Genomic DNA, 13,099 nt, shown 5'->3' with positions numbered 1-13,099 from the left:
AAAAAAATAATAATTAAAAATAGAAAGGATTATTTATTCATCTTGATCATCATCAAAATAGCCCCCTTTTTTACACCTAAAAGGTGAGTTTATTGCTTTTTATCATATTACGACCGTTTCATTTTATGAAAAAAAAATAAAATACATCAGAGTTGGTTAAGTTTTAGAAAAAAACATTAAAATAAAAGACAAAAATAGATCATCAATCTATGACTGGTTTTATTATTTACTTATAGTAAATACCACTAAGAATAACCTGTATTCCAGAATAATTAACTTAAGTAATATTTTATCTATAAAATAATATTGTTAATTTATCTTAACAAACAAAAAAGCGTGACCTATTTCAAATAATAAATGTAACAATAAAAATAAGCATGTTATTTAACCTAAGTTATTAAATTAATTATATAATAAGCATTGTTTTAGTTATAAACACTAACACTTCGTATAAATACCAATAATTTCACCCTTTTATATTAAAAATACTTAATTACCTATACTTTTATACTAAGTGAGAGTTATCGTTTTAAGATTATCTTTTTATGTCATTATATAAATAAAGAAGCTTTTCAGCGCTATTTTTTTAAGAGCAATCCTAGTAATCTAAGTTCTATTTTCTTTATCATTTAGTAAAAACAAATCAAATTAAGATTAATTTAATAAGAATAATTCAAAATAGCGGAATCGCTTCACCTACTCACAGAATAGCAAAAAGGCACTCTATCCTTCTTTACTTCTATGCTATCTTTATTAAGTGAATTAGGAGTATTCAACATAATGGAAAAAAGATGGATTTAGAACAATTAAAAAAAGAATTTCGTGCTGGGAAGAAAATAAAGTACATCTACTTTTGGGGACACAAAAGTAAAGGTAATGACATCGCAAAAAGTTGCTTTAGCCAATGGTATCCAGCACCTTTTATATTAGATGATGTACGATATGCCAGCGCTGAGCACTATATGATGGCTGAAAAAGCGAAGCTATTTAATGATATAGAAGTCAGAAGGCGCATTATTACTGCCTCTAATCCTGGCTCAGCTAAAGCATTAGGTAGAGAAGTAAAAGGATTTGACCAAGCCATTTGGGAACAACACCGTATGGATATTGTTATTCGTGCCAATATCGCTAAGTTTTCCCAAAATGAAGAACTTGGTAAATTTCTGATTTCAACAGGCAATCGTGTGCTTGTTGAGGCAAGCCCCGTTGATAAAATATGGGGGGTCGGTTTAAGTGAGCAAGATAACGAGATTAACAACCCTCTTCTCTGGAATGGATTAAATTTATTAGGCTTTGCTCTAATGAAAGTACGTAGTGTTTTAATTGAAGGTAGTAATCAATAGATAAAGAAAACTCAACTGTCACCAATCACTGTTCTTCTTTAACCTAGTGTATATAAGCAGTAGAGATAGCTTAAGTATTGACTGAAATAGAAATGGCCACGTAACGACAACCTTGTCGTTGCTATAAATAATATTTACAGAATAATTAAGAGACTGATATGTATTATGGTTTTGATATGGGCGGCACTAAAATTGAGCTTGCCGTTTTTGATAAAGATCTAACTCAAGTATGGCAAAAACGTGTTCCTACACCTAAAAATGACTATCAAGCATTATTGAATGTTTTTAAGGAACTGACGTTAGAAGCTGACAATGAACTAGGTTATAAAGGAAAAGTTGGTGTTGGTGTTCCTGGTATTGTAAATGCTAAAGAAGGAACCGTATTTACCACTAATGTTCCAGCAGCTAAATACAAGCCGATGGTTCACGATCTCGCACATATACTCAATAGACCCGTTAAAGTTGAAAATGATGCTAATTGCTTTGCCTTATCGGAAGCTTGGGATCCTGAATTTCGTCATCACCCTTCTGTTCTAGGTCTTATATTAGGAACAGGCGTGGGTGGCGGTTTTGTTATTGATGGCAAAGTCTTGTCTGGCAAGAATGGAATTGCCGGTGAAATCGGTCATATGAATCTGAATGTGGATGCAGATAACGTGATCGGCGAAACAATGCCAAAAATTATTTGTGGTTGTGGTAAAAAAGCATGCTTTGAAACCTATTTATCAGGCCGTGGTTTTGAACGTATGTATAAAGCCTTCAATGATGCACCGCAAAGAGCCGTTGATATTGTTGAGCAATATTATGCAGGCGATGAAAAGACTTTGGAGCACGTTGATCGCTATATGAAAGTACTTGCGATTTACCTTAGCAATATTCTTACTGTACTTGACCCTCATTTAATTGTTATTGGTGGTGGATTATCACAATTTAACGCACTGTATGAGCTATTACCTGAATATCTCTCACACTGTGTTTACGGAAATGCACAAATACCATTAATAGAAAAAGCACGTCATGGTGATGCAGGTGGCGCTCGTGGAGCTGCTTGCCTTAATTTATTAGACTGATAAATAAAAAAGAGCCTTTCTTCTTTTATTAAAGGCTCTTCTATTTATAGTGTTTTATCAACGTCATCACATTATTAAGGCTACTGTTATGGATAAAGTTTGGTTTAAAAAAAGACTCACCTTTCTTGGTGGATTAACTGTCATATTAGTCTTACTTCAACTTATTGACTCACTATTTCCCATATCTCTTTTTCAATGGGGGATTATTCCAAGAACGGGTGAAGGTTTAATGGGTATTTTTATCGCGCCTTTCATTCATGGATCTTGGTCTCATCTATTTAGTAATCTACTCCCGCTTCTTATTCTTAGCTTTTTATCCATGACACAATCTCTACGAGAATATGTGTTATCCAGTATATTTATTATTATCGTAAGCGGTTTATTAGTTTGGATTTTTGGACGAAGTGCCATTCACGTTGGTGCAAGTGGGTGGATTTTTGGATTATGGTCTTTACTTATTGCTCACGCTTTTACTCGACGTAAAATTATCGATATTGTAATTGCACTCTTTGTTCTATTTTATTATGGATCAATGGCCTACGGATTAATTCCGGGACAATTAGGTGTATCAACAGAATCACATATTTCAGGTGTCGTTGCAGGATTACTTTATACATGGTGTGCAAGAAAATTAATACGCCGTAAAAGCCAAGTAATAGAAGTGGCTAAATAGCCACTTCTTTATAAAGCGGTTATTTATGACCAATCGGCAGTATTGTTCTGCCATACATCTCATTTAATACTTCAGCCATTGCAAGATAAAAAGCGCTGGCACCACAAATAATACCTTCAAAACCTGCAATTTTTAAAATCAGTGCATTACCAGTGATATTTCCTATCGCCAGCAAAGCAAATAAAATGATCAGACTTAAAAAGATAAACTGGAGTGCTCTATTGGCTTTTAACGTGCCAATAAACATGAAAAAGGTAAAAATTCCCCATAACGCTAAAAATACACCCAAAAAGAGAGGTGTTGTTGGCTCGCTTAACCCCATCACGGGTAATAACCAAATTCCAACCAATGTCACCCAAAAGAAGCCGTAAGAGGTAAATGCAGTGGCCCCAAAAGTATTGCCTTTTTTGAACTCAAAAATTCCAGCAATAACTTGAGCGATCCCACCATAAAAAATTCCCATACTCATAATGACTGAGACTACTGGGAAAAAACCGGCATTATGTATGTTCAACAAAATCGTTGTCATACCAAAACCCATTAAACCTAATGGACCCGGATTGGCAATGCGTTCGTTAGTCATAAAACCTAAAACCTCTAAAAATAATAGGGGAAAATTAAAAAAAATTTGAAAGCGCTGGATGATAAGAGGTAATACATCTAAAAACAATGATCCGACAGGGTATATTTTTGAATAACGGTCTACACTGATCCCAAGGGGAAATAACTAGAGGATTTAACTTAAAGAAAAGAGGTCTTTAGTGATAGATGCTTATATCAACAAAAAGAACAAAGCAAAATAAAGGTCTATAATTGAAAAGACAATATCAATCAGTTGATATATTAATACGCAAATTTACCTTAACGTGCGGTTTTATACATAGAAATGAAATAAAATCTAACATATTAATTAGTTGAATTATTAATCTATAAGCGAGCTTGATATGAAAAAAATACTGGTATTATTAATTGGTAGTACGTTGGCTTTTGCATCTCAAGCCAATACAACATCTCATAATAATGGTGGTTTTGTTTCTCCTCAAGGCACTATCCAATCAAGTGCGGATCAAGGGGGATTTAAAGGCCCTTCTATTAGTGAAACCACGGTTGCTAAAGCAAAAGATCTTTCTGATGACACTTGGGTTATCTTAACGGGCAAAATTACGAAAAAAATTGGTGATGAGCTGTACGTTTTTGAAGATAGCACAGGTGGTATCAATGTAGATATCGACAATAAAAGATGGCGTGGACAAACAGTGACACCCGACAATACGGTCAGAATTGAAGGTAAAGTTGATAAAGAATGGACAAGTACTGAGATCGATGTAAAACAAATTACCATTATCAAATAATTACCATCAAATAATTTGCCTTTAAATTAAACACCATCTGATTATCATAAAAGCTAATATATTGAAACATATTAGCTTTTATTTTTATATCTTTGTTTTATATAAATATTTTTTTACAAAACTCTACGCGTTTATACCTTAATTAAATTGACCTTCCAGTAGGGGGAAAGATTATTGTTTCGTCTATCAATTTAATGAAAGGAATGAACAATGAAAAAATTATTACTGCTTTCTATCATTGCAATCTCTGCTTTCACAAGTACAGCTTATGCTTCTAATAATATTGTTGAGGTTTATAAAACAGAGAGTTGTGGGTGCTGTGCGTTATGGGCAGACGGTATGAAAGAAGCAGGCTTTAATGTCAAAGTGAATTTTGTTTCAGAAACACAATTAATGGAAAAATATCAACAAGCCGGTGTACCCAATAATTTATTAAGTTGCCACTTTGCAACTTATCAAGGTAAAGATTTAGTCGGACACATCCCTGTTGATAGCTTAAAAAATATCGAATTAGTGGATAAATCTAAATCAGGCATTGCGGTTGCAGGAATGCCTGCGGGTAGTTTAGGTATGTATGCCGGTGATTACAAAGAGCCTTACCAAGTTATCGCCTTTGATAAGTCAGGTAACCAATCCCTATTTAAGTCTTACAACTAGTTTTGTTCTTACCGTTGTGTTGTTTTAATAGCGATATCTCTCTCCGAGAGTGCTATTTTCCTCTGCCTGTTATCGATTTGCGGGTAGCGTTTTATTTTCGGGTATAAAAAAAACCAGTCTGCTTTTTACAGCGTGACTGGTTTTTTTTAGGATAAAGCTCACTTTGGCTTTATTTATTCAACCGTAACCGATTTTGCCAAGTTACGCGGTTGGTCTACATCTGTGCCTTTAATTAACGCCACATGATAAGACAACAACTGTAATGGTACAGTATAGAAAATAGGCGCGATAAGCTCTTCAACATGAGGTAAAGAAATCAGCTTCATGGTTTCGTTTTCTTCAAAGCCTGCATCTTGATCTGCAAACACATACAGCAATCCACCTCGCGCACGGACTTCTTCAATATTAGATTTTAGTTTTTCTAATAATTCATTGTTTGGCGCAATAATGATAACTGGCATATCTGCGTCAATTAATGCTAATGGGCCATGTTTTAATTCACCAGCGGCATAAGCTTCAGCATGAATATAAGAGATCTCTTTTAGCTTTAATGCACCTTCTACCGCAATCGGGTATTGGTCGCCACGACCTAAGAATAAAGCATGGCTTTTTTCTGAGAAATCTTCAGCTAACGCTTCAATCACTTTATCTTTCGATAACATGCTTTCAATGCGGCTTGGTAATGCGTGTAATGCCGTTGAAACTTCGTGCTCTAATGTTGCGACACCTTTAATACGTCCCATATATGCCACCAGCATTAATAGAACGGCTAACTGTGTTGTAAATGCTTTGGTTGATGCAACACCAATTTCAGCACCTGCTTTCGTCATTAAAACAAATTCAGACTCACGAACCAAAGAAGAACCAGCAACGTTACAAATCGCTAAAGAAGATAAATAACCGAGCTCTTTAGATAAACGCAATGCAGCTAATGTATCTGCTGTTTCACCTGATTGAGATAATGTAATCAATAAGCTGTTACGGCGAGTCGCGGGTTTGCGATAACGATATTCTGATGCAATTTCAACATCACAAGGAATACCCGCTAATGATTCAAACCAATAACGCGAAACCATACCGGCATTATAAGAAGTCCCGCAAGCGACAATTTGAATATGTTCAACTTTAGATAAGATCTCTTCAGCTTTAGGCCCTAGCTCACAGAGATCAATCGTTTCTGATTTTAAACGACCTTCAAGCGTGTTTTTAATCGCTAGAGGCTGTTCGTAGATCTCTTTTTGCATGTAGTGACGGTAAATACCTTTATCACCCGCATCGTATTGAACATTTGATTCAATCGTATCACGATTAACTTCATTGCCATTCACATCAAAAACATGAACATGACGACGAGTAATTTCAACAATATCCCCTTCTTCAAGGTAGATAAAGCGGCGAGTAACAGGTAATAGCGCTAATTGGTCAGAAGCAAGGAAGTTTTCACCCACGCCAAGACCTACCACCAGCGGGCTACCAGAACGAGCAGCGACTAATAACTCGGGTGTTCGGCTATCCATAATAACGGTACCGTAAGCACCGCGTAATTGAGGAATAACGCGTTGTACAACTTCACGTAATGTCCCACCCTGACGCTGTTCCCAGTTAACAAGGTGAGCAATGACTTCAGTATCAGTTTGAGAAGCAAACTGATACCCTTTTTTAATTAATTCAGCTTTCAGTTCTTGGTAGTTTTCGATAATGCCATTATGTACAACCGCAATCGTACCTGATACATGAGGATGCGCATTATCTTCACAAGGTTCACCATGTGTTGCCCAACGTGTATGAGCAATACCTGTACCACCAATCACTTGTGTTTTTTCTGCTTCTTCTGCCAGCATTTGTACTTTGCCAGCTTCACGCAGGCGAGTCATTTTACAGTCATTATCCACAACCGCTAAACCCGCAGAATCATAACCGCGGTATTCTAAACGACGTAAACCTTCAATTAAGATTTCAGCGATATCGCGTTGTGCAACTGCACCTACTATTCCACACATTGTGTTATTCCTAAAACTGTGCGTTTATTCGCACTTGGATGTCTTATACCTGATTGGTTTGTTCCCCAAGCCATTGTAGAAAGCGGGGATATTTTTTGTTTTTAGAATAATAGCGTACAAGAAAAGGGCGCTAATGAAATATACGCCCTTTTCTTAAAATTATTGTTTTTTCTTCACTGGACGTTTCCATCCACTGATATGAGTTTGCTTCACTCGACTGATCACTAATTCGTTTTCATTCACGTTTTTAGTAAGTGTTGTTCCTGCACCAATTGTTGCACCATTAGCAACAGTAACTGGCGCCACTAACTGGGTATCTGAGCCAATAAAGACATCATCACCAATAACTGTTTTGAATTTATTCGCACCATCGTAGTTACAAGTAATAGTACCAGCGCCGATATTAACGTTAGCACCGACTTCAGTATCGCCTAAGTAAGTCAGATGACCTGCTTTAGAGCCAACACCTAAGCTTGCTTTTTTCATCTCAACAAAGTTACCAACGTGAGCTTTATCTGCTAATTCACTACCTGGACGAAGACGTGCAAATGGCCCAACAGTACACGCTTGAGCTAAGTTTGCATCCTCGATCACCGTATATGGGCTAATAATAGAATTATCACCAATCACACAGTTTTTCAGGACACATCCCGTACCAATTTCAACGTTATTTCCTAAAGTTACATCGCCTTCAATAATAACGTTAGTATCAATTACAACATCTTTACCGTGAGTTAATGTACCACGTAAATCAAAACGTGCAGGATCAAGCAACATAACGCCTTCTAATAATAAGCGTTCAGCCTGTTCTGTTTGGTAAATACGTTCTAATGCAGCCAGTTGTAAACGGTTATTCACGCCTTCCATTTCACTATGATGGCGAGGATGAGCCGTTTCAATTTTACGACCTTCTTTATACGCTAACGCGATAATGTCAGTAATGTAATACTCTTTTTGTGCATTGTTATTATTGAGCTTACCTAACCAACGTTTTAAATCACCACCGTTTGCCACTAAAATACCGGTGTTGATTTCAGTAATTTTGAGTTGTTCTTCAGAAGCATCTTTTTGTTCGATAATGCCAGTCACTTCGCCATTTTCACGAACAATACGACCATAGCCAGTTGGGTTATCTAAAATAACTGTTAATAAACCAATACCGCCTTCTGGTTTGACTTCAATTAAACGCTCTAACGTTTCTTTGGTGATAAGTGGAACATCACCATAAAGCATCAGGATATCTTCATCATCAGCAAAGAAAGGCGCAGCTTGTTGCATTGCATGACCTGTTCCTAGTTGCTCTGCTTGTAGTACCCAATTAACAGGTTGTGAACCTAATTTTTCTTTCATTAGATCACCACCATGCCCATAGACAAGGTGTGTTTGTTGAGCACCTAATGACTTGGCAGTATCAATCACATGTTGAACCATGGATTTACCCGCAAGTTTATGAAGAACTTTAGGTAACTGTGAATACATGCGGGTGCCTTTTCCCGCAGCAAGAATAACAACGCTTTTAGCTGAATTAGACATAATTAACCCGATAACTCCCGTAAAGAATGGCAAGTAAACCTGTTTATGCCAAATAATACTACATATTTCGTCACACAAAATATTTCATGACGCAAAAAAGCCAGTTAGCGAAGAACCAACTGGCTTTTTTATTCATAGACTGCCTATTTACATCAACGTCGAGTCAATTCGATTACACGTAGTTTTGCAATCGCTTTGGCTAATTCTGCTGATGCTTGAGCATAATCAACATCACCATGAGAGGATTGAATGTGTTCTTCAGCTTTACGCTTAGATTCCAACGCTTTCGCTTCATCCAAATCACGACCACGGATAGCTGTATCTGCTAGTACAATGACGCCCGTCGGCTGAACTTCGAGAATACCACCAGAAAGGTAGATAACCTCTTCTTCGCCCGATGTTTTTACGACACGTACCATGCCCGGTTTTATGGCAGTTAATAACGGGGTATGCTGCGGATAAATACCGAGCTCACCTTCGCTACCAGTTACCTGAATTCGTTTGACTTCGCCGTCATATAACTGCTTTTCAGCGCTGACAACTTTCAGGTGGAACGATGTATCGGCCATATCAACCTCCCGTCAGCCGTATTAAAGCTTCTTAGCTTTTTCTACTGCTTCTTCGATAGTACCAACCATGTAGAACGCCTGCTCTGGCAGGTGGTCATAATCACCGTTCAGAATACCTTTAAAGCCACGGATAGTGTCTTTCAGGGAAACGAACTTACCTGGTGAACCGGTAAATACTTCAGCAACGAAGAATGGCTGAGATAGGAAGCGCTGGATCTTACGCGCACGCGCAACAACCAGTTTATCTTCTTCTGACAGTTCATCCATACCTAAGATAGCGATGATGTCTTTCAGTTCCTGATAACGTTGCAGGATAGACTGAACACCACGAGCGACATCATAGTGCTCTTGGCCAACTACCAGTGGGTCTAACTGACGACTGGTTGAATCCAGTGGGTCAACCGCAGGGTAGATACCTAATGAAGCAATTTGACGGCTCAGTACAACTGTCGCATCTAAGTGAGCAAACGTTGTTGCTGGTGATGGGTCAGTTAAGTCATCCGCAGGTACGTATACAGCCTGTACAGAGGTGATTGAACCTGTTTTGGTTGAAGTGATACGTTCTTGCAGAACACCCATCTCTTCAGCCAATGTTGGCTGGTAACCTACCGCTGATGGCATACGACCTAACAGAGCTGATACTTCAGTACCTGCTAAGGTGTAACGATAGATGTTATCAACGAATAACAGTACGTCACGGCCTTCATCACGGAATTTTTCAGCCATAGTCAGACCCGTCAGTGCTACGCGCAGACGGTTTCCTGGTGGCTCATTCATCTGACCATAAACTAACGATACTTTGTCAAGAACGTTAGAATCTGTCATTTCATGATAGAAGTCGTTACCCTCACGAGTACGTTCACCAACACCGGCAAATACAGAGTAACCTGAGTGCTCGATCGCGATGTTACGGATCAATTCCATCATGTTAACTGTTTTACCAACACCCGCACCACCGAACAGACCGACTTTACCACCTTTAGCAAATGGACAGATTAAGTCCATTACTTTGATACCGGTTTCAAGCAGTTCTTGTGAGTTTGACAACTCTTCGTAGGTTGGCGCTTCACGGTGGATAGACCAACGTTCTTCGGTTGCAATATCACCTTTCATATCGATAGGTGTACCCAGAACGTTCATGATACGTCCCAGTGTTGCTTTACCTACTGGTACTTCAATTGGGTGGCCTAAGTTTTCAACTTTTAAGCCACGGCTTAAACCGTCTGATGTACCCATTGCGATACAACGAACGATACCACCGCCTAACTGTTGCTGAACTTCCAGCACCAGTTTTTCTTTACCATTCATAACCTCAAGAGCGTCGTATACTTTAGGGACGCTATCCTGAGGGAATTCGGCGTCCACTACGGCGCCGATTACCTGGACAATCTTTCCAGTAGCCATCTTGAATCCTCTACGTAATTCGTAAACCTAGCTGTTATACCGCGGCTGCACCAGACACAATTTCTGTAAGTTCCTGAGTAATACTTGCTTGGCGTGCTTTGTTGTACACCAATTGCAGTTCTTTAATCAGGTTACCACCGTTATCTGTAGCGGCTTTCATCGCGACCATTCGGGCGGCCTGCTCACTCGCTAAGTTCTCTACGACGCTCTGGTAAACTTGCGATTCGATATAACGACGCAGTAAAGTATCCAGTAACGCCTTAGGATCAGGTTCGTACAGATAATCCCAAGATTTTTCTTTCAGCTCTTCATCATCACCTGGTGGTAATGGTAAAACCTGAAGAATTTTAGGCTCTTGAGCCATGGTATTGATGAACTTATTTGCCACCACATACAGTTTATCTAAACGACCTTCGTCATAAGCCTGCAACATGATATTGACTGGACCGATAAGGTCTGACAGTTTTGGATCATCACCCATACCCGTTACTTGACCAACCACATTCCCGCCTACTGAGCCAAAGAATGAAGCGGCTTTAGAACCGATTAGTGCTAAATCTACCTGTACACCTTTTTCAGACCACTCTTTCATGTCTGCCAGCAGTTTTTTGAACAAGTTAATGTTCAAACCACCACACAAACCACGGTCGGTCGAAACAACCAGGTACCCGACACGTTTAACTTCACGCTCTTCGAGGTATGGATGTTTGTATTCCAGATTCCCTAACGCAAGGTGACCAATCACACTGCGCATGGTTTCTGCATAAGGACGGCTGGCTGCCATGCGTTCCTGCGTTTTACGCATTTTCGACGCGGCGACCATCTCCATCGCTTTAGTGATCTTCTGTGTGTTTTGCACACTGGCGATCTTCGAACGTATCTCTTTTGCGCCGGCCATTTCTGCTTCTCCTCATGAACCAGACGGCCTAATATTTAACTATTAGGCCGAATAGTTATTACCAGGACTGAGTCGCTTTGAAGTTTTCTAGCACACCTTTCAGCTTCGCTTCGATTTCTTCGTTATAAGTACCAGTCTGGTTGATTTCTTTCAATAAATCAGCATGTTCACGAGAGGCATAAGCTAATAAAGCCGCTTCAAATGGCACAACTTTTGAAATTTCAACATCTTCCAGATAACCACGTTCTGCTGCAAACAGTGATAAAGACTGTTGTGCGACAGACATTGGTTCGTACTGTTTCTGTTTCAGCAATTCAGTCACTTTCTGACCGTGGTTCAATTGTTTACGGGTAGCATCGTCCAGATCGGAAGCGAACTGTGAGAATGCTGCCAGCTCACGATACTGCGCAAGTGCAGTACGGATACCACCAGAAAGTTTCTTCATGATCTTAGTCTGAGCTGCACCACCAACACGAGATACGGAGATCCCTGGGTTAACAGCTGGACGGATACCTGCGTTAAACAGGTTAGATTCTAAGAAGATCTGACCATCGGTAATAGAGATTACGTTCGTAGGAACGAATGCAGAAACGTCCCCTGCTTGCGTTTCGATAATAGGTAACGCAGTCAGAGAGCCGGTTTTACCTTTAACTTCACCATTAGTGAAAGCTTCTACGTACTCAGCATTAACGCGAGCAGCACGCTCCAGTAAACGGGAGTGCAGATAGAAAACGTCACCAGGGTATGCTTCACGTCCAGGTGGACGACGAAGTAACAGTGAAATTTGACGGTATGCGACAGCCTGTTTAGACAGGTCATCATAAATAATCAGGGCATCTTCACCACGGTCACGGAAGTATTCACCCATTGCGCAACCAGAATAAGGTGCTAGGTATTGCAGCGCTGCTGATTCTGATGCAGAAGCAACAACAACAATGGTGTTTTCTAACGCGCCATGTTCTTCTAATTTACGAACAACGTTCGAAATAGTAGAGGCTTTCTGACCGATAGCGACATAGATACATTTAATGCCAGAGTCGCGTTGATTGATGATCGCATCGACAGCCAGAGCAGTTTTACCTGTTTGACGGTCACCGATGATCAATTCACGCTGACCACGACCAATTGGGATCATGGCATCGACGGATTTGTAACCTGTTTGTACAGGCTGATCAACTGATTGACGGTCGATAACACCAGGAGCAATCATCTCAACAGGTGAGAATCCATCATGCTCTACTGCACCTTTACCATCAATCGGCTCACCCAGTGTGTTTACCACACGGCCAAGCAGACCACGCCCAACAGGTACTTCCAGAATACGACCTGTACATTTAACTTTCATGCCTTCTGCTAAGTCAGCATAAGGACCCATCACAACCGCACCAACAGAGTCGCGCTCTAAGTTCAGTGCGATAGCGAAACGGTTACCCGGCAGTGCGATCATCTCACCCTGCATAACTTCGGCTAAACCGTGGATACGAATGATACCGTCACTAACGGATACAATCGTACCTTCATTGTGAGCTTCACTCACTACATTGAACTGAGCAATGCGCTGCTTGATCAGTTCGCTGATTTCAGTGGAATTCAGTTGCAT

General features: G+C 39.5%; 12 protein-coding genes. 5 read left to right on the top strand and 7 right to left on the bottom strand.

The features are described from left to right. The first annotated feature begins 791 nt into the window (after positions 1-791). The 3 genes from B6258_RS01990 (at position 792) to B6258_RS01980 (ending at position 3,086) form a co-directional block, all read left to right on the top strand. Complete coding sequence (locus B6258_RS01990) at positions 792-1,343, top strand: NADAR family protein (protein ID WP_099073867.1); 552 nt, start codon at positions 792-794, stop codon at positions 1,341-1,343. 158 nt (positions 1,344-1,501) lie between these two features. Continuing rightward, positions 1,502-2,413 (top strand): N-acetylglucosamine kinase, encoded by a 912-nt coding sequence (gene nagK, locus B6258_RS01985; protein WP_099073866.1) that lies wholly within the window; start codon positions 1,502-1,504, stop codon positions 2,411-2,413. Positions 2,414-2,501: 88 nt separating this feature from the next. Continuing rightward, positions 2,502-3,086 carry a rhomboid family intramembrane serine protease gene (locus tag B6258_RS01980; RefSeq protein WP_099073865.1) on the top strand — a complete coding sequence of 195 codons (585 nt, stop codon included), beginning with the start codon at positions 2,502-2,504 and terminating at the stop codon, positions 3,084-3,086. A gap of 19 nt (positions 3,087-3,105) precedes the next feature. Here B6258_RS01980 and satP read toward each other — a convergent pair whose 3' ends face one another. After that, positions 3,106-3,669 carry an acetate uptake transporter gene (satP, locus tag B6258_RS01975; RefSeq protein WP_099073864.1) on the bottom strand — a complete coding sequence of 188 codons (564 nt, stop codon included), beginning with the start codon at positions 3,667-3,669 and terminating at the stop codon, positions 3,106-3,108. 361 nt (positions 3,670-4,030) lie between these two features. On the opposite strand from satP, the gene B6258_RS01970 reads away from it, so the two are divergent. Both B6258_RS01970 and B6258_RS01965 read left to right on the top strand, forming a co-directional pair. Then, positions 4,031-4,438: a YgiW/YdeI family stress tolerance OB fold protein gene (locus tag B6258_RS01970; protein WP_099073863.1), complete on the top strand. Its 408-nt coding sequence runs from the start codon at positions 4,031-4,033 to the stop codon at positions 4,436-4,438. Between the two features lie 210 nt (positions 4,439-4,648). Next, positions 4,649-5,095: a DUF411 domain-containing protein gene (locus tag B6258_RS01965; RefSeq protein ID WP_099073862.1), complete on the top strand. Its 447-nt coding sequence runs from the start codon at positions 4,649-4,651 to the stop codon at positions 5,093-5,095. A 173-nt stretch (positions 5,096-5,268) separates the two neighbouring features. On the opposite strand, the gene glmS is transcribed toward B6258_RS01965, so the two are convergent. From glmS to atpA, 6 genes are all read right to left on the bottom strand, one after another. Continuing rightward, positions 5,269-7,095 carry a glutamine--fructose-6-phosphate transaminase (isomerizing) gene (gene glmS / locus B6258_RS01960; RefSeq protein WP_099073861.1) on the bottom strand — a complete coding sequence of 609 codons (1,827 nt, stop codon included), beginning with the start codon at positions 7,093-7,095 and terminating at the stop codon, positions 5,269-5,271. Between the two features lie 159 nt (positions 7,096-7,254). Then, positions 7,255-8,628 (bottom strand): bifunctional UDP-N-acetylglucosamine diphosphorylase/glucosamine-1-phosphate N-acetyltransferase GlmU, encoded by a 1,374-nt coding sequence (gene glmU / locus B6258_RS01955; RefSeq protein WP_099073860.1) that lies wholly within the window; start codon positions 8,626-8,628, stop codon positions 7,255-7,257. A 152-nt stretch (positions 8,629-8,780) separates the two neighbouring features. After that, a complete protein-coding gene (locus B6258_RS01950) occupies positions 8,781-9,197 on the bottom strand; it encodes a F0F1 ATP synthase subunit epsilon (RefSeq protein ID WP_006534340.1) in 417 nt (138 codons plus the stop codon). 21 nt (positions 9,198-9,218) lie between these two features. After that, complete coding sequence (gene atpD, locus B6258_RS01945; protein WP_023583323.1) at positions 9,219-10,601, bottom strand: F0F1 ATP synthase subunit beta; 1,383 nt, start codon at positions 10,599-10,601, stop codon at positions 9,219-9,221. Between the two features lie 34 nt (positions 10,602-10,635). After that, positions 10,636-11,499 carry a F0F1 ATP synthase subunit gamma gene (gene atpG, locus B6258_RS01940; protein ID WP_006534342.1) on the bottom strand — a complete coding sequence of 288 codons (864 nt, stop codon included), beginning with the start codon at positions 11,497-11,499 and terminating at the stop codon, positions 10,636-10,638. Between the two features lie 58 nt (positions 11,500-11,557). Continuing rightward, a complete protein-coding gene (gene atpA / locus B6258_RS01935; protein WP_006534343.1) occupies positions 11,558-13,099 on the bottom strand; it encodes a F0F1 ATP synthase subunit alpha in 1,542 nt (513 codons plus the stop codon).

Source organism: Proteus alimentorum (genome assembly GCF_002607735.1).
GTDB classification, from domain to species: Bacteria; Pseudomonadota; Gammaproteobacteria; order Enterobacterales; family Enterobacteriaceae; genus Proteus; species Proteus alimentorum.
The sequence above is the reverse complement of the archived record's forward strand: the minus strand, read 5'-3'. Positions and strand labels throughout refer to the sequence as shown.